General features: G+C 36.6%; 17 protein-coding genes and 1 pseudogene. 13 read left to right on the forward strand and 5 right to left on the reverse strand.

What is annotated here, in order from left to right; all coding sequences use genetic code 11:
* Window positions 1-93: 93 nt before the first annotated feature.
* Together leuS and EYS08_RS23570 are read right to left on the reverse strand one after the other, a co-directional pair.
* Entirely contained in the window at window positions 94-2898 is a 2805-nt protein-coding gene (leuS, locus tag EYS08_RS23565; RefSeq protein WP_131032394.1) for a leucine--tRNA ligase, read from the reverse strand.
* 410 nt (window positions 2899-3308) lie between these two features.
* Window positions 3309-3737, reverse strand: a complete 429-nt coding sequence (locus EYS08_RS23570) for a hypothetical protein (protein ID WP_131032395.1) — start codon at window positions 3735-3737, stop codon at window positions 3309-3311.
* A 199-nt stretch (window positions 3738-3936) separates the two neighbouring features.
* On the opposite strand from EYS08_RS23570, the gene EYS08_RS23575 reads away from it, so the two are divergent.
* The 8 genes from EYS08_RS23575 to EYS08_RS23610 all read left to right on the forward strand — a co-directional run bounded on the left by EYS08_RS23575 (window position 3937) and on the right by EYS08_RS23610 (window position 9303).
* Window positions 3937-4815 (forward strand): cell division protein FtsX, encoded by an 879-nt coding sequence (locus tag EYS08_RS23575; RefSeq protein ID WP_131032396.1) that lies wholly within the window; start codon window positions 3937-3939, stop codon window positions 4813-4815.
* A complete protein-coding gene (locus EYS08_RS23580) occupies window positions 4815-5042 on the forward strand; it encodes a DUF3098 domain-containing protein (protein ID WP_131032397.1) in 228 nt (75 codons plus the stop codon). The genes EYS08_RS23575 and EYS08_RS23580 overlap by 1 nt, the downstream gene beginning before the upstream one ends.
* 39 nt (window positions 5043-5081) lie before the next feature.
* Window positions 5082-5285 (forward strand): type II toxin-antitoxin system VapB family antitoxin, encoded by a 204-nt coding sequence (gene vapB, locus EYS08_RS23585; RefSeq protein ID WP_131032398.1) that lies wholly within the window; start codon window positions 5082-5084, stop codon window positions 5283-5285.
* Entirely contained in the window at window positions 5285-5671 is a 387-nt protein-coding gene (locus tag EYS08_RS23590; protein WP_131032399.1) for a type II toxin-antitoxin system VapC family toxin, read from the forward strand. Before vapB ends, EYS08_RS23590 begins: the two co-directional genes overlap by 1 nt.
* Before the next feature lie 17 nt (window positions 5672-5688).
* The gene (locus EYS08_RS23595) at window positions 5689-6483 is read left to right on the forward strand and encodes an undecaprenyl-diphosphate phosphatase (protein WP_131032400.1); all 795 of its coding nucleotides are present in this window, start codon (window positions 5689-5691) and stop codon (window positions 6481-6483) included.
* Between the two features lie 132 nt (window positions 6484-6615).
* Window positions 6616-7347, forward strand: a complete 732-nt coding sequence (gene truB / locus EYS08_RS23600) for a tRNA pseudouridine(55) synthase TruB (RefSeq protein ID WP_131032401.1) — start codon at window positions 6616-6618, stop codon at window positions 7345-7347.
* Window positions 7344-8204: a YitT family protein gene (locus EYS08_RS23605; RefSeq protein ID WP_131032402.1), complete on the forward strand. Its 861-nt coding sequence runs from the start codon at window positions 7344-7346 to the stop codon at window positions 8202-8204. The genes truB and EYS08_RS23605 overlap by 4 nt, the downstream gene beginning before the upstream one ends.
* A 133-nt stretch (window positions 8205-8337) precedes the next feature.
* Window positions 8338-9303, forward strand: coding sequence for a bifunctional riboflavin kinase/FAD synthetase (locus EYS08_RS23610; RefSeq protein ID WP_131032403.1), 966 nt, complete (start codon window positions 8338-8340; stop codon window positions 9301-9303).
* 1 nt (window position 9304) lies between these two features.
* Here the strand turns inward: EYS08_RS23610 and EYS08_RS23615 are convergent, their stop codons facing one another.
* Together EYS08_RS23615 and EYS08_RS23620 are read right to left on the reverse strand one after the other, a co-directional pair.
* Window positions 9305-9709 carry a type II toxin-antitoxin system VapC family toxin gene (locus EYS08_RS23615; protein ID WP_131032404.1) on the reverse strand — a complete coding sequence of 135 codons (405 nt, stop codon included), beginning with the start codon at window positions 9707-9709 and terminating at the stop codon, window positions 9305-9307.
* Window positions 9691-9942 (reverse strand): hypothetical protein, encoded by a 252-nt coding sequence (locus EYS08_RS23620; protein WP_131032405.1) that lies wholly within the window; start codon window positions 9940-9942, stop codon window positions 9691-9693. The genes EYS08_RS23615 and EYS08_RS23620 overlap by 19 nt, the downstream gene beginning before the upstream one ends.
* 629 nt (window positions 9943-10571) lie before the next feature.
* Here EYS08_RS23620 and EYS08_RS23625 point away from each other — a divergent pair.
* The 4 genes and pseudogenes from EYS08_RS23625 to EYS08_RS23640 all read left to right on the forward strand — a co-directional run bounded on the left by EYS08_RS23625 (window position 10572) and on the right by EYS08_RS23640 (window position 15505).
* Window positions 10572-12785 carry a cation:proton antiporter domain-containing protein gene (locus EYS08_RS23625; RefSeq protein ID WP_131032406.1) on the forward strand — a complete coding sequence of 738 codons (2214 nt, stop codon included), beginning with the start codon at window positions 10572-10574 and terminating at the stop codon, window positions 12783-12785.
* Window positions 12786-12909: 124 nt separating this feature from the next.
* On the forward strand, window positions 12910-13944 hold the full coding sequence (locus EYS08_RS23630) for a DUF2157 domain-containing protein (RefSeq protein WP_131032407.1): 1035 nt from the start codon (window positions 12910-12912) through the stop codon (window positions 13942-13944).
* A 144-nt stretch (window positions 13945-14088) separates the two neighbouring features.
* Window positions 14089-15077: pseudogene (locus EYS08_RS26405) on the forward strand (PDDEXK nuclease domain-containing protein).
* 5 nt (window positions 15078-15082) lie between these two features.
* The gene (locus EYS08_RS23640) at window positions 15083-15505 is read left to right on the forward strand and encodes a secondary thiamine-phosphate synthase enzyme YjbQ (RefSeq protein ID WP_131032408.1); all 423 of its coding nucleotides are present in this window, start codon (window positions 15083-15085) and stop codon (window positions 15503-15505) included.
* A 6-nt stretch (window positions 15506-15511) separates the two neighbouring features.
* On the opposite strand, the gene EYS08_RS23645 is transcribed toward EYS08_RS23640, so the two are convergent.
* Complete coding sequence (locus EYS08_RS23645; RefSeq protein WP_131032409.1) at window positions 15512-16480, reverse strand: YihY/virulence factor BrkB family protein; 969 nt, start codon at window positions 16478-16480, stop codon at window positions 15512-15514.
* Window positions 16481-16647: 167 nt separating this feature from the next.
* Between EYS08_RS23645 and EYS08_RS23650 the strand changes: the two genes are divergently transcribed.
* The coding region (locus EYS08_RS23650; protein ID WP_131032410.1) for a helix-turn-helix domain-containing protein at window positions 16648-16897 on the forward strand (250 nt) is incomplete at its 3' end.

Below are 16897 nucleotides of genomic sequence, written 5' to 3' on the forward strand. Positions count from 1 at the left end.
CGAGAACCCCCGAATTGATCGTACAACTCGGGGGTTCCTTTTATAAAACTTTGCCGGAAAGCTTTCCGCTTTAGTCTTTATGCTTTAAGCTTCTTAAACCACCACATTAATAATCTTTCCTTTAACGAAAATGATCTTTTTAGTTGGTTTTCCATCCAAAAATTTCTGGAATTGCTCATCAGCCAATAAAATGCTTTCTACCTCTGGCTGAGCTAAAGTTAAGCTCAAATTCAGGTTCATTTTCATTTTGCCGTTGATTGAAACCGGATAAGCAAACTCATCTTCTACCAAATACTCAGGTTTAAATGTCGGGAAAGCCGTATACGATAAAGTTCCGGCATCGTTACCTAACAACACCCAAAGTTCTTCGCAGATATGCGGCGCATAAGGTGAAAGGATAATCACCATATCTTCCAAAATCTGACGGTTTTTGCATTTCAGATCGGTTAATTCGTTTACCGCAATCATAAAACTCGATACAGAAGTATTGAACGAGAAACGCTCGATATCATCCTGTACTTTTTTAATGATTTTATGCAAAGATTTCAATTCGGCTTTGGTAGGCACAGCATCATTTACATGGAAAGTCCAGTCTTCGTTGTGGAACAAACGCCAGAATTTACGCAAGAACTTAAATACGCCTTCAATACCGTTCGTATTCCAGGGTTTACTCTGCTCCAACGGACCTAAGAACATTTCGTACATCCGCAAAGTATCAGCACCGTAACGCTCAATCAGATCATCGGGATTAACCACGTTGAATTTTGATTTAGACATTTTTTCTACTTCGACACCACAGATGTATTTCCCGCCTTCAAGAATAAATTCTGCATTAGCATATTCTTCTCTCCAGGCTTTGAACTTAGCGACATCTAAAGTATCGTTTTCAACAATGTTCACATCAACGTGCAACGCTGAAGTCTTGTATTCTTTTCTTAATCCAGCTGATACGTAGGTATTAGTAGGTTTTCCGTTCTCATCATTGATGCGATATACAAAATTACTTCTGCCCTGGATCATCCCCTGATTAATCAGCTTCTTGAAAGGTTCTTCTTCTTTGGTGTAACCTAAATCTTTCAAAAATTTATTCCAGAAACGGCTGTACAATAAATGACCTGTAGCGTGCTCAGAACCACCAATGTACAAATCCACATCTTTCCAATATTCAACTGCTTCTTTTGAAGCAAAATCATTATTGTTATTGGCATCCATATAACGGTACCAATACCAGCTGCTTCCTGCCCAGCCTGGCATGGTGCTTAATTCGTAATGTCCACCATCTTTAGGAACCCAGTCTTCGGCCCTGGCCAAAGGTGGTTCACCTGTTTCGGTAGGCAAATATTTATCAATTTCCGGGAGCAACAATGGCAATTCCTCTTCTTTTACCAAATAAGGTAATCCATCCTTAAAGTAAACCGGAATCGGCTCGCCCCAATAACGCTGACGACCAAAAATCGCATCACGCTGGCGGAAGTTTACTTTCGCTTTCCCTACTTTCTCTTCTTCCAACCAGTTATTTAAAAATGGAACAGCTTCCTTATAAGTCATTCCGTTTATGAAACCAGAATTAATGTATTTCCCCTCTTTTGTTGGATCTGCCTGAACATCTATATCTTTTTGACCATCCAGAATCTGGATAATTGGTAAATTAAAGTGTGTAGCAAATAACCAATCGCGTTGATCGCCACTTGGAACCCCCATTACGGCACCTGTTCCGTAACCTGCCAGCACATAATCGGCAATCCACAATTGCACACGTTCGCCGCTTACCGGATTGATAACATATGTTCCCGTAAAAGCACCTGATACTGTTTTGGTATCGGCCATACGGTCTAACTCTGATTTCTTTTTAGTTTGAGCAATGTAGTTTGCAATGTCCTGTTTTTGCTCAGGAGTGGTCAATTCTGCAACCCATTCATGCTCTGGAGCCAATACAAGGTAAGAAACCCCAAAAATGGTATCTACACGGGTGGTAAAAACTTCAATGTAGTCCAAAGTCCGCGGTCCGGAGTCCGAAGTCTCAATCTTGAACTTAACTGATGCTCCAACACTTTTACCAATCCAGTTGCGCTGCATTTCTTTAATCGGTTCTGGCCAATCGATGGTATCTAAACCTTGCAAAAGTCTGTCAGAATAAGCTGTGATTCTCATGCTCCATTGCATCATTTTCTTTTGCTCAACTGGGAAACCACCGCGCTCAGAGAAACCATCTTTCACTTCATCATTCGCCAAAACAGTTCCTAAAGCCGGGCACCAGTTTACAGTACTCTCGCGAAGATAAGTTAAACGGTATTTTAATAATTCAATCTGTTTCTCTTCATCGGTAAAGGTTGCCCAATCGCTCGGCATAAATTCTTTAGTATCTTCATCACAAACTGCTTTAACATCAGCTGTACCAGAAGCATTGAATTTTTCGATCAACGTGGTAATATCTTCAGCCCTATCGTTTTCGATATTATACCACGAGTTGAACAATTGCATGAAAATCCATTGCGTCCACTTGTAATAGGAAGGCTCGCTGGTGCGCACTTCTCTGCTCCAATCGAAAGAAAAACCAATTTGGTCTAACTGCCTGCGGTAGGTTGCAATGTTTGCCTCAGTGGTAATTGCAGGATGCTGTCCGGTTTGTATGGCGTACTGCTCTGCAGGTAATCCGAAAGAATCGTATCCCATGGGGTGCAATACATTGAAGCCTTTAAGGCGTTTATATCTCGAAAAAATATCTGATGCAATGTAACCCAGTGGGTGACCAACGTGCAGGCCTGCTCCTGATGGATAAGGAAACATATCTAACACATAATATTTTGGTTTTTCAGAATTGCTTTCGGCTTTAAACGTTTGATGATCTGCCCAAAATTTCTGCCACTTTTGTTCTATTTCTTTGAATTGGTAATCCATTGCCAGTTTTAAATTTTTAAAGGGGCGAAAATACGGAAATTAAGGGGCTTAAAAAAGCAGATTCATGATAATATTTTGCCAGCAGAAATGCAGAATCAGAAGAGGTTAAGGGTAAAAATGTGGTGTTTTTATCTGAATTCAGATGTCATCTGAGTGCTTTGCGCCAAACCTTTCGCTAAATATTTATCATAATAAACAATTTTAGCTCTATTACCCAATGAGATCGTCCTGCTGAATTCATTTCAGCATCTTTCCAGCAAAATAGACCCTGAAATAAATTCAGGGTGACGGCCCTAAGATTTTAAGCCAAATAAATAGCTGGCACCACAACTAGCCACCGCATCACCAAAAAAAATGCGCCATTGATGTTAAAAACCAATGGCGCAGCAAATAATCGGGGAATTAAGATCTTATCTCGATAAAGAATATACTTTAGTAACGTTTGTTTTATCAATTTTAGCAGTAAACTCTAATTTATTTGCAGTAATACTGTTTATTTTACAATAATTCAATCCATCATTAATATCCATACTGAACTGATCAGAGTAAATGATTACATAAGTTCCGATTGTTCTGTTACCCGATAAACTCAGCTCTACCTGGTCATCGTTATTTGGCTTAAAGTCAACATAATCACTTGTTGTACCGTAGGTAACAGTCCCATTCATCTTTTTTGGATCTTTTAATGTTTCTTCAGCAGTATAACCAGAAGTTACAATTTTATTTAACGTCCATCGGCCTAACATCTGGGCTTTTAATGAAGTATCATCTTTTTTGCAAGAAATAATTGTAGAGGCGATAAGTAAGAATAGGCTCAGAAGAGTAATTTGTCTTTTCATAGTTAAATTTAGTTTTAAGATATCCATAATTAACGCCGTTTCAACAAATTTCGTACCGCGTTTTCAGAAAAAGTAAATTTAATTAAAGAATTAATACTCAAACTAAAAGCAAAAGCTTTCCGTTAATATTCATTTAGCAATCATTAATTGGTGTTTATCAGGTATAATTTATATTTTCGCAGAAACAAAAATGAAATACATGGAAGAATTCGAAGTAAGTGATGCATCTAAGAAAACCAAAACCGTTTATATTTCTACTATAATCAGTATTGCTTTGGTTTTATTGATGCTGGGGCTGCTTGGTTTGGTACTTGTACATGCCAAAAACCTATCTAACTACGTTAAAGAGAACATCGTTTTAAACATTATTGTTGATGAAGGTGCAAAAGAAGCCGATGTTTTAGCGTTTCAGAAAGAGTTAAATGCCAACCCTGCAGTAAAACAAACTCAATATGTAAACAAAGAGCTTGCAGCAAGAAACTTAACGCAGGATTTAGGTGAGGATTTTGTTAACTTTTTAGGATACAATCCATTAACATCTACTTTCGATGTGTATTTAAAAGCAGAATATGCGAACAATAAAAGCATCGATGCCTTAAAAGCAAGTATTTCTAAAAACCCTGTTGTTAAAGAAGTGGTTTACCAAAGTTCTTTAATTGATATGGTAAACAAGAATATCAGCACCATTGGCCTAATTATTTTAGCCTTTGCCGCATTACTATTAATTATTTCTATCGCACTGATTAACAACACCATAAGACTAGCAATCTACTCACAGCGCTTTTTAATTAAAAGTATGCAGTTGGTTGGTGCAACGAAAAACTTTATTCGGCGTCCTTTCTTATTATTTGCTGCTTTGCATGGATTAATTGCTGCATTTATTGCCATTATTATTTTATTGGCAACTTTAATTTATGCCCGCAAAGAGGTACCTGAGATTATTATTTTAAATAACTACCAGGAATTTGGCTTCGTATTTATAGGCCTTTTAATTGTGGGTATTTTTATAACAGGCATTAGTACATGGTTTGCAGTAAGCAGATATTTACGTTTAAAATCTTATCATCTTTATAGATAATGGCAGAAAAAAAAACAGGTCCGGTTGTAAAGGACGTTAAAAGCGAATTGGTTTTCACCAAAAAAAACTATCAGTTATTGTTAATCAGCATTGCAATTGTAGCTGTTGGCTTTATATTAATGATGGGTACTGAAGGCAATATTTACGACTTTAGAAGAACTTTATTGGCACCGATAGTGGTGTTGGCAGGTTTTGCTTTTGGCATTTATGCTATCCTAAAAAAATAATTTCTTGTATTAGCTAAAGTGTTTTTTTAACTTTATAATATGACAACTACAAATTTGCAGATCGAAATAAATTCGCTTCCCCTAAACCTTAGGCAGGAAGTTGCAGATTTTGTTGAATTCTTAAAAACAAAACACAAAAACAAACTAAAATTAAAATCGCGTGAATTTGGGTATGCAAAAGGTAAAATCAAATTATCTGACGATTTTGATGAGCCTTTAGAAATGTTTGCTGATTACATTTAATGGCATATTTATTAGATACTCATACCTTTTTGTGGTTTGTAGCAGGAGATGATCAACTGCCTGTATCAGTTAAGAAAAAGCTATCTGATATTAACGGATCTTGTTTCTTAAGCATTGTTTCACTTTGGGACATTGCCATCAAAAAGCAGATAGGGAAACTCGATTTAAAAATTGGTTTCGATGAATTATTTCGATTTGCAGAAAGAAATCAAATCGAAATAATTGCTATTAATGAAACCCATCTCACTGCATTATTAAACCTCGAATTTATCAACAATGATCCATTTGATCGGATTATTGTATCACAAGCAATTTCTGAAGATTTGACTTTAATATCAAGAGATAAAAAATTAAAAAACTATAAAGTAAAATTACAGTGGGGCTAGCCCATTAATAAAAACATATGAACTCTTTTGAAGCCATTGTCCTTGCTATTGTTGAAGGATTAACTGAATTTTTGCCTGTATCGAGCACCGGACACATGATTATTGCATCATCGTTTATGGGCATTGCATCAGAACCATTTGTAAAGCTTTTCACCATTGTGATACAATTGGGTGCAATACTTTCGGTCGTTGTACTCTATTTCAAAAGATTTTTCAAATCGATAAATTTCTACATTAAATTATTGGTTGCATTTATCCCAGCGGCCATATTTGGTCTGTTATTGAGCAAAAAAATCGACGAATTATTAGAAAGCCCAATGGCTGTTGGTATTTCGCTATTAGTTGGCGGTGTTATCTTATTATTTGTAGATAAGTGGTTTAATAAACCTACCATTAATGAAGAGGAGGAAGTAACTTATTTAACGGCGCTTAAAATAGGTTTATTTCAGTGTATTGCCATGTTACCAGGTGTATCGCGTTCGGGAGCCACTATTGTTGGCGGTATGAGTCAGAAATTAAGCAGAAAAGTTGCTGCAGAATTTTCATTCTTTTTAGCTGTACCTACCATGTTTGCTGCAACAGCAAAAAAACTTTACGATTTTTATAAAGAAGGGCACACCATTACCCATGAGCAGACTAACCTTTTAATTATTGGTAATGTTGTTGCTTTTGTTGTTGCACTCTTGGCCATCAAAAGTTTTATCGGTTACTTAAACAAAAATGGTTTTAAAGTTTTTGGGTGGTACAGAATTGCTGCAGGCTTAATTATTATCATCCTGTTATTGAGCGGCCATAACTTACAAATAATATAATTTCTATTAATATAGAAACAACTTAACCACAGATAAAAAGGATAGACACAGATAATAAGCGTCCGTGTTTATCTGTGGTAAAAAAACTTAAGCAAACCACATCGAATCCGTATCTTTGCGCAAAAAAGATTTGTGAGTACCGAAAATTCAAAATTCAAAGAGTTCAATTTTGCTGAAGGCGAATTGCTTTTAATCAACAAACCATACAAATGGACATCATTTGATGTGGTGGGCAAAATCCGTAATTCTTTAAAACCCCTAAAGTTAAAGGTTGGCCACGCCGGCACTTTAGATCCGCTTGCTACAGGCTTGTTAATCATCTGTACAGGCAAATTAACCAAACAAATAGACACCTTTCAGGCTGAAGAGAAAGAATATACCGGAACAATGATTCTGGGCGCTACTACCCCATCATTTGATATGGAAACGGAGGTAGATCAGACCTTTGACATCAGTAACATTTCCGAAGAAGATATATCTGCTGCTTGTAAACCTTTTATTGGCGATATAGAGCAATATCCACCCGCACACTCAGCAGTAAAAGTAAATGGCGAACGTTTATACGTAAAAGCAAGATTAGGCGAAGAGGTAGAACTCCGCAAACGTTTTGTTAGTGTACCCGAATTTGAAATTACACGTATCGAACTACCAGAGATCGATTTCAGGATTGTGTGCAGTAAAGGCACTTACATCCGTTCACTAATATCCGATTTTGGCAAAACTTTAAATAGCGGGGCTTATCTTTCCAAACTTACCCGTACCCGTAGCGGAAACTTTTTGCTTAAAGATGCGTTTGAGGTATTAGAACTTGTTAATTATATTCGTAGCAAGAAAGAAGAAGCTAAAACTGAAGCAGAAGCATGAACCGCATCAAAAACAGGAACATCAGGTTTATAAAAGAAATTCTTTTAATTATTGCAGGTGTAACTTCGGCATGTTTTGGCTTAAAAAGCTTTTTAATGCCAAGCCATTTTATTGATGGCGGTGTTACAGGTATTTCTCTTTTGTTAAGCACATTAACAGGCTGGAATTTATCGTACCTTATTGCTATCATCAACATTCCATTTGTTATTTTAGGCTACAGGCAAATTGGTAAAGGTTTTGCCATTAAAACAGCCATTGCAATTGCTGCACTTTCGCTGGCTTTAATTTTTCTGCCCTTTCAGCCCATCACGCACGATAAATTGCTCATTGCATTTTTTGGTGGTTTGTTTTTAGGCGGTGGAATTGGATTGGCCATGCGCGGTGGCTGTGTAATCGACGGAACAGAGGTTTTAGCACTTTACATCAGTAAAAACAGCATTTTAACCGTTGGAAATATCATCCTGATTTTAAATATCATTATTTTCGCCTTCGCAGCTTATTTCTTAAATATCGAAACTGCACTGTATGCCATTCTTACGTATTTATCGGCATCAAGCACTATCGATTTCATTGTAAACGGTATAGAACAATACACAGGTGTTACCATTATTTCAGAACATCAGGAAGCCATAAAGGGGTTCATCATTAACGATATGAAACGCGGGGTGACCATTTATAAAGGCGAAGGCGGTTACGGAGAGAAGAAAGATATTGATATTATTTTTACCGTGGTTACCAAACTAGAAATGAGCAAACTACAAACCGCTATCAGACAGATTGATTCGGAAGCTTTTGTAATTCAACAACAAATTGCCGATTTAAAGGGCGGAGTAGTAAAACGCCATGCTTTACATTAATAATAATAGAAATTTGGGCATGCCCCTAAGCTACGCAAAGGGTCGGGCTGTACGCTAAATCCCCGATGAAATATCGGGGGATACCGCTTCCATCCCTCATGCAAACCCCAAACCAATAAAATAGATTTTACCATTGAAAATATACAATAACCTTTCGGATTTTAAAAAATTAGATAATGCCATTGTAACCATTGGCACTTTTGATGGCGTTCATTTTGGACACCAAAAAATCATTAAACAACTGGTAGAAAAGGCAAAATCCGACAATGGGGAAAGCGTAATATTAACTTTTTTTCCGCACCCAAGAATGATTATCGATCCTGAAAATCAGGAGCTAAAAATGATTAATACCATTAATGAAAAAGCCGAAATTTTAACAGGCTTGGGTGTAGATCATTTAATCATTACTCCATTTACCAGAGATTTCTCTAATCAGCTGCCTGAAGATTATATAAAAAACACATTGGTGAATAATATTGGCACCAAGCACATTATTATTGGTTACGACCATCGCTTTGGTAAAGACCGTTCTGGAAATTTAAGCGATTTAAAGGCTGCAGGTTTACATTATGGTTTTAGTGTTGAAGAAATTATGGAGCAGGATATTCACGATGTTGCAGTAAGCTCTACCAAAATCCGCCAGGCACTCTTAGCGGGCGATGTAAGCTTGGCAAACGATTACCTGGGCTATCCTTTTTCTATTTTTGGAAGGGTAATTAAAGGCGATAAAATCGGAAGAACAATAGGTTTCCCAACAGCCAATATCTTTGTAGAAGAAACTTATAAACTGATTCCGGGAGATGGCATTTATGCGGTTACCGTAGAAATGGAGTCCGAAGCCCTAAACCCTAAGCCCTCAACCTTAAACCCTCAACCATACAAAGGAATGGCCTACATCGGGCAACGTCCAACCATTAACGGAATGACCAGAAATATTGAAGTAAATATTTTCGATTTCAACCAGGAAATTTATGGGCAAGATATTAAGATGAACTTTTTAAAATTCCTTCGTCATGATGTAAAATTTACGGGGTTAGAAGCATTAACCATTCAATTACAAAAAGACAAGGAGGCTACTTTAGCTTATTTTAATTGTTAAATTATTGCACTGGATACAAAGTTAAATCACTAATAAATCTAAAATCTTTTAGATTATATGTAAACAGTTTTAGCTCAGTTTCTATCGCTGTTGCGGCAATTAACGAATCAGGTATTGGAAGCCCATGGCTTAATTTAAAATTCTGCATTAAATTAATTGCGGTTAAATTTATCCTTTCGTTAATCAATACAATACTAAACCTACTCAGTTTTTTATTGATGATGTTAAGATCTAACTTATTAGTGGCTCCAGATAACAATTCCATTTTGGTAATGGATGAAATGATAACATTGTCTAGACCGATGTCTGTTTCTAACAGCGTAATTGTTGACACATTCCGACTTTTATTTTTATCAAAATAATCTATCGATACATCCGTATCACAAATTATTTTTTCCTTTGCCATGCAGTATTTCTTAATTGTTCGGCATTAAAATCCTTTCCTGTAAAAACATCATGTAATTCGGAAATATCAATCGAAGCATCTCCAACAATTACCGGAATACCATTAATACTTTCTTCTTTTTTAATCTTTACTTTAGCTTTATCATCCGCAACAGAGAAATTCAAATATTTGCCTAATTCCTTAAGTGCTTCCAAGGTTTTATTGCTTTTATATTTAATCGTTACTTCTTTCATTAGATTCAACTTTATTCAATGTTCGTTAATCATCTACACACAAATTTCATCAATATTTTCTTATAATAATACTTTTGATATTGGTGGTCAACAATCGCAATAACCGAAAGGTTGAAATCAATTTTAATCAGATTTTCCTTTCAAAAAAGTCTCGTTTTCGTTATATTAGCGGCAATGAGGCTTTTTTACATCTTCTTCTTTCTGTCAATCTCTATTAATTTTGCGGCCTTCGCATCGCAGGATAAAAGAAATGATGCCCTCTTTAAAAACATCAAAATAAGTTTCATTACAGGCAAAAAAATCATCAAATCCAATTCTGATTTCAATCAGAACAATGAAAGCCTGCAAAAAGATTTTAACAACTGTTCTATTGTTAAAATATCTTCAGTTGTTTGTATACTCTTATCTTTTTTGCTGTTCGTTATTTTTAAGAACAAGATCATTAATGCTAAAGTTGTAATCAAAAGATTAAAGCATAATTATTGGTGCCTGTTTAAGATGCTCTACCCAAAACATGTTTTTTGGTAAGTAATTTCATTTTTAACCACCTCAATGTGGGGTTTTCAATAATGCCAGGTATTAAATTATATCTGGAAATAAATTATTTAAACATCATTCCTCTTTTATAGATGCATTTACCCGATTTAATAGCCGATTTAGGATTAATTCTTGCTGCTGCAGGAATAACCACGCTCATATTTAAAAAAATTAAACAGCCCCTGGTTTTGGGCTACATATTAGCTGGCCTATTGGTTGGCTCACATTTAGATTTTTTTCCATCTGTTACAGATACCAAGAGTATTAATATTTGGGGCGAAATTGGTGTAATTTTCCTTCTGTTTAGCCTTGGTTTAGAATTTAGTTTTAAAAAACTGGTAAAAGTTGGTGGTTCAGCCTCCATCACCGCGATTGTAAAAGTCTTATTTATTATTTTGGCTGGTTATCTCGTTGGTAAAGGCATGGGCTGGAAAGATATGGACAGTCTATTTTTAGGTGGAATCTTGTCCATATCATCAACCATGATTACCATTAAAGCCTTCGAAGAACTTGGCTTAAAGCATAAAAAGTTTGCTGGTCTGGTTTTCGGGATTTTAATTGTTGAAGATCTGGTGGCCATCTTGTTACTGGTATTATTCTCTACCCTGGCGGTAAGTCAACAATCGGCTGGTACAGAAATGCTATATTCTATTCTAAAGCTAGCTTTCTTCTTAGTACTTTGGTTTTTAGGCGGAATATTTCTGGTTCCTTCATTCCTTAAAGCAACTAAAAAATTAATGAATGATGAAACCATGCTGGTGGTATCGCTAGCGTTATGTTTGGTAATGGTATTACTGGCCGATAAGGTGGGCTTCTCTCCTGCCCTGGGTGCATTTATTATGGGTTCCATTTTAGCAGAAACCACCCAGGCAGAAAGAATCGAACATTTAACCAAATCAGTAAAGGATTTATTTGCAGCGGTATTTTTTGTTTCGGTTGGTATGCTGATCGACCCTTCGATGCTGGTTAAATATGCGGTACCCATTATTGTTGCTACATTAGTGATTATTTTTGGAAAAATCTTATTTACCATTTTAGGTGCGTTATTATCGGGTCAGCCGTTAAAAACTTCGGTACAATCAGGCATGAGTTTAGCGCAAATTGGTGAGTTTTCATTCATCATTGCCTCATTAGGCTTAACCCTTAAAGTAACCAGCGATTTCCTTTATCCTATTGCGGTAGCAGCAGCGGCGATCACTACATTTACCTCGCCCTATTTAATTAAGCTCTCGGAGCCCTTTTACCAGTATCTAAACCGAGTTTTACCAAAAAAATGGCTTGATGGTATAGAAAGGTACAGCTCTAGTACCGAAGGAATTACCACATTAAGCGATTGGAAGGTTTTATTAAGGTCTTATATTTTTAATACCATTATCCACTCCGTAATTATTATTGCAATCATCTTTTTAGCCTACAGGTACGTTCAGCCTTTTATTGTGCGCAATATTGCCAATAGTTTAACTTCTATTATTATCAGCGTAGTGGTGTCGTTCATTTTAATGTCGCCATTTTTATGGGCATTATCTATCCGAAGGATCCAGCGAACAGCCTATTCCCACCTTTGGCTGAACAAAAAGTATACCCGAGGGCCACTAATTGCGATCGAATTTTTCAGAATTGCCTTAGGCATTTTCTTTGTAGGTTTTTTAATGTATGAGTTTTTTGACACCTGGATTGCCGCTGTAATCGCATTAGTCCTGATTATCTTAGGCATGGTCATCTTCTCCAGGAAACTACAGTCTTTTTACGATAAACTGGAAAGACGTTTCATGTTGAATTTAAATGCACGTGAGCATCAAAAACCTGATATTTTACCTTGGGATACACACTTAACTGAACTCACTGTTTCCCCTGAATCGGAAGTTGTTGGAAAAACACTTACCGAATTAATGATCAGGGAAAAATATGGCGTAAACATTGCTTTAATAGAACGAGGAAGAAATAACATTCCAACACCTGGAAGGGATGAGCGGCTTTATCCCAATGATAAATTATTGGTGATTGGTGCTGATGATCAACTGGCTGCTGTAAAAGCACTTTTAGAAATAGACAGTCCAGAAACTGCTGAAGAAAGCAATTTCCCAAACAAAGAAATGACCTTGCAAAAGGTTGTTGTCAACGCAGAGTCGCCAGTTTATGGCCTAAGTATTAGAAATGCCGGTATTCGCGAAAAAGCACAGGCTTTAGTTGTTGGCATAGAAAGGGGTACTGACCGGATATTAAATCCTTCCTCAGACTTTGTATTCGATAACGGCGATGTAATTTGGATTGTAGGCAATAACAAGAAGATCAAAGAGGTTATATAGATAGTCCGGAGTCATTAAGTCCGAAGTCGGGAGTCGAGATGCATAGATAGTATGTTTTTTCACTTTCGGAACTCTGACTTCTGACTTCCGGTCAAAAAAACTATCTTCGTATATAAGCTAACCTATGAAAGTTGATAGAGAAAAGAGTGAGTTTCTTGATGATATGATTGAGCAATGGCAAAGTGACGGCTTAATTAATAATGAAACCGGCGATAAACTCCGTAAAAGTTATGAAGCCAAAAACTTCGATTGGTTACGCCTGGCCCAGTATGCTTTTTGGGTAGCCCTGGCTTGCGGTTTTATTGCACTTGGATCGCTCCTCATTGATAATTCGATCTTAAACTATTTAAAACGGGTTTACAATACACCAAACATTGTAATTGCCATTGTTTCTGGTGGATTGGCAGCATGGCTTTATATCTTAGGTTTTAAGCGGAAGAAGAAACTGGCGCATTTAAAGTTTAGCAATGAGGCTATCGTCTTTTCTGCAATTTTACTCACGGCGAATGCTATTGCTTATTTCGGGAAGGCACTAGACAATGGATCTGGCAATTTCTCCATCCTTATCCTAATATCAGTGTTCATTTATGGTGCTTTAGGTTATATATTCAATTCGCGTTTAATCTGGATTTTTGCTTTGATATCATTAGGTGCCTGGTTTGGTACTGAAACAGGTTATTTAAGCCGTTGGAATTATTATTTCCTTGGCATGAATTACCCTTTACGTTTCGTGGTTTTCGGAGCGATATTAACTGCGTCATCTTTCATTATGAAAGCTTTTCCTAAAACTCAAAACTTTTTCCAGGTTACTTATATCGCTGGAATGGTATATCTGTTTGTTTCACTTTGGGCCTTATCAGTATTTGGCAATTTTGCCAGTTTAGAAGAATGGTACAAGGTTAGGCAACTAAGCTTGTTTTATTGGGCATTAATTTCAGGAGTTGTCTGTGTAGCAAGTACTCTATTTGGTTTAAAATACCGTGATGACATTGCCCGCGAATTTGGCATTACTTTTCTCTTTATTAACCTCTACACACGCTATTTCGAATACTTCTGGGACAGCTGGCATAAAGCTTTGTTTTTTTCAGTCCTGGCAGCATCTTTTTGGTTGATTGGCAGAAAAGCAGAAAAGATATGGAATGTAGAGTTTTTGAAGTGAGGAAGATTATAAGCTCGCATTTAGGCATCGATTTTTAAAGGTTTTTAAAATGGAAATAAACAACCAAAATCTATATAGTAGGGTTGTTGAACTGCTAGTCCAGTCTCGACAAAAGGTATCGCAAACCATTAATAATATAATGCTATGACCTACTTCGAAATCGGCAGAATAATCGTTGAAGATGAGCAGCAGGGAAAAGAAAAAGCAGAATATGGTAAACGAGTTTTAAAAGAACTTTCGGAAAAACTAGTTGCAGAGTTTGGCAAAGGCTTTTCTGAAACAAATTTGAGGCAAATACGCAATTTTTATTTACTCTATTCAATTCAGCAGACAGTGTCTGCGCAATTGGGAAAAGATCAGACAGCCCCTGACGAATTCAAAAATGAAGAAATTGCCGACACAGTATCGCGTAAATCTATAATTCAGCAGACACTGTCTGCGCAATTCAAACTTACATGGTCTCACTACCTTAAGTTAATGAGAATAACCGATGTAAACGAACGTAATTTTTACGAAATAGAAGCAATAAAAAATAATTGGAGTTTACGCGAGTTGCAGCGCCAATATGATTCAGCATTATATACACGTTTAGCAATAAGCAAAAATAAGGAAGAATTACGATCACTTGGCCAAAAAGGACAGATAATCGAAAAAAACAAGGATTTAATAAAAGACCCCTACGTACTGGAATTCCTAGGCCTACCAGAACAAAGTTTTTATTCAGAAAGTGAATTAGAGCAAAAATTAATTGATAAACTCGAACATTTCTTATTAGAATTAGGCAATGGCTTTACCTTTGTGCCCGTCAAAAAAGAATAACTTTCGAAGAAAAACATTTCAAAATAGATTTAGTTTTCTATAACCGTATTTTAAAGTGTTTTGTACTTATCGATTTAAAAATTGGAGAACTAAAACATCAAGATATAGGCCAGATGCAGATGTATGTGAACTATTTTAATAGAGAAGTAAGACTTGAGGATGAAAACAAAACCATCGGTATTATCCTTTGGCAGGACAAAAGTGAATCCGTAGTAAGATATACACTTCCAGAAAACAATGAACAAATTTTCGCAAGTAAGTATTTAACGGTTTTACCTAGTGAAAAGGATTTCATTAAAATTATTGAGAATTAATTCAAATGAAAATATACCAACAAGCTTTAGCACTGAGAGAACGAAGAAGAGGCTTCCATATCATTACCGACGAAATTGAAGATGCCTTACCGCAGCTTGATGAGATTAACATTGGCATTTGCCAGGTATTTATCCAGCATACTTCTGCTTCACTTACCATCAACGAAAATGCGGATCCTACAGTTCGGGTTGATTTTGAAATGTTCTTTAATAAAACCGTAAAGGAAAATGATCCCGATTATGAGCATGATTATGAAGGATCGGACGACATGCCTGCGCACTTAAAATCGGCACTTTTAGGCAGCTCTGTTACCATTCCGATTAGAAACGGCAGATTGGCGCTTGGTACCTGGCAGGGTATTTATCTTTGCGAACATCGCAACCATGGCGGCCAAAGAAGATTAATCATTACAGCTTGGGGCGAATAAATAATTTTAAGCTTTCTTAACCTCTTTTTTAATTTCGGGATGATTATCCTGAATGGATTTACTCCCTGTTTCTATCTCAATTTCTTTTGTGGTAACCGCATAATGAGAAGGGTAAATCTCAGATCCAAAAGCAACCGCATAAGCCTTGGTAAATTCAGCACCAAAATATAAAATGATAGAGGAGTAATAAGTCCATAAAAGCACAACCACTAATGAGCCTGTTGCGCCATAAGTGCTACCAACATTGCTTTGCCCTATATAAAGTGAAATGGCAAATTTACCGATCATAAATAGTAGAGCGGTAACTATTGCACCAGCAATTACATCACGCCATTTTATAATTGCATCAGGTAATACCTTAAATATTACGCCGAATATTAATGAAATAACAGCTAAGGTTACAATTTGATTAAGGATATAAAATACGATAACTGATATTTCGGCAAAGCGGGCCTGCAAGCGGTTACTAAAGGCATCGAGTACAGATGTAACCGCTAACGAAACCAGCAGTACAAAGCCTAAACTGATAATTACCGAAAAAGACAAGAACCGGTTCTGGAGCATTTTTACCCACCCTCTTTTCGGCTTCGGTTTTAAACCCCAAATGGTATTAATAGAATCCTGGATATCGCCAAAAACGGTAGTTGCCCCAATTAATAGGGTGATGATCCCAATAATTAAAGCGATGGTGCTTTTTCCATCCAGATAAGCATTCTTGATTAACTGCTGTAAAGAAACGGCCGATTCTCTGCCTAAAAAGCCTTCAAGCTGGGCATAAACCTGTCCTTCGGCTATTTCTCTCCCTAAAAATATACCACACAAAGAAATAATAACCACGAGCAGCGGCGCCATAGAAAACACCGTATAATAGGCTAATGAGCCACTAAGTTTCGTCACTTTATGATTGTTAAATCCTGTAAACGATGCTTTTAAAATGCCCCATATTCCTTTTAAAGTGATTTTATTCTTTGCCATAAACAAACTATTTAAGATGAGATGCTCTAAACTTAAACCGCTTATTTTTTGAATTGTTTGTTCATTAATTAACGAAAACAGAATACAAAGAAACCAAATGCACAAAAAAGCTCCGATTTTGAAGTGAACCCCAAAAGTTGGACAAAAACTTTTGGGGTTTATCATTTATGACCAAACACACATTTGAGGAGAAGCTCGATATAGTTTCTCACGTGATAAAAGGGACGCCGATTCTTTGGCTATCCCGAGAACGGCGTATTAGCAAAGACATGATATTGGAATGGGTTCGGAAATATAACCTCCATGGTGAAAGTGGGCTACGCAAGCAAGCCAATATCAAGTCTACTTCTGATTTCAAAGAAGAAGTTGTAAGGCTCATTATAGAAAAAGGTGTACCTTTAAGACAGGTTGTTCTGG

Origin of the sequence: Pedobacter kyonggii, from assembly GCF_004310665.1 — a bacterium.
In the GTDB taxonomy this organism is placed as follows: Bacteria; Bacteroidota; Bacteroidia; order Sphingobacteriales; family Sphingobacteriaceae; genus Pedobacter; species Pedobacter kyonggii.

Excerpts from the sequence above, each read along its gene's own strand:
- leuS (WP_131032394.1), bottom strand. The coding sequence starts at position 2,898 with ATGGATTACCAATTCAAAGAAATAGAACAAAAGTGGCAGAAATTTTGG.
- EYS08_RS23570 (WP_131032395.1), bottom strand. The coding sequence starts at position 3,737 with ATGAAAAGACAAATTACTCTTCTGAGCCTATTCTTACTTATCGCCTCT.
- EYS08_RS23575 (WP_131032396.1), top strand. The coding sequence starts at position 3,937 with ATGGAAGAATTCGAAGTAAGTGATGCATCTAAGAAAACCAAAACCGTT.
- EYS08_RS23580 (WP_131032397.1), top strand. The coding sequence starts at position 4,815 with ATGGCAGAAAAAAAAACAGGTCCGGTTGTAAAGGACGTTAAAAGCGAA.
- vapB (WP_131032398.1), top strand. The coding sequence starts at position 5,082 with ATGACAACTACAAATTTGCAGATCGAAATAAATTCGCTTCCCCTAAAC.
- EYS08_RS23590 (WP_131032399.1), top strand. The coding sequence starts at position 5,285 with ATGGCATATTTATTAGATACTCATACCTTTTTGTGGTTTGTAGCAGGA.
- EYS08_RS23595 (WP_131032400.1), top strand. The coding sequence starts at position 5,689 with ATGAACTCTTTTGAAGCCATTGTCCTTGCTATTGTTGAAGGATTAACT.
- EYS08_RS23605 (WP_131032402.1), top strand. The coding sequence starts at position 7,344 with ATGAACCGCATCAAAAACAGGAACATCAGGTTTATAAAAGAAATTCTT.
- EYS08_RS23615 (WP_131032404.1), bottom strand. The coding sequence starts at position 9,709 with ATGGCAAAGGAAAAAATAATTTGTGATACGGATGTATCGATAGATTAT.
- EYS08_RS23620 (WP_131032405.1), bottom strand. The coding sequence starts at position 9,942 with ATGAAAGAAGTAACGATTAAATATAAAAGCAATAAAACCTTGGAAGCA.
- EYS08_RS23625 (WP_131032406.1), top strand. The coding sequence starts at position 10,572 with ATGCATTTACCCGATTTAATAGCCGATTTAGGATTAATTCTTGCTGCT.
- EYS08_RS23630 (WP_131032407.1), top strand. The coding sequence starts at position 12,910 with ATGAAAGTTGATAGAGAAAAGAGTGAGTTTCTTGATGATATGATTGAG.
- EYS08_RS23640 (WP_131032408.1), top strand. The coding sequence starts at position 15,083 with ATGAAAATATACCAACAAGCTTTAGCACTGAGAGAACGAAGAAGAGGC.
- EYS08_RS23645 (WP_131032409.1), bottom strand. The coding sequence starts at position 16,480 with ATGGCAAAGAATAAAATCACTTTAAAAGGAATATGGGGCATTTTAAAA.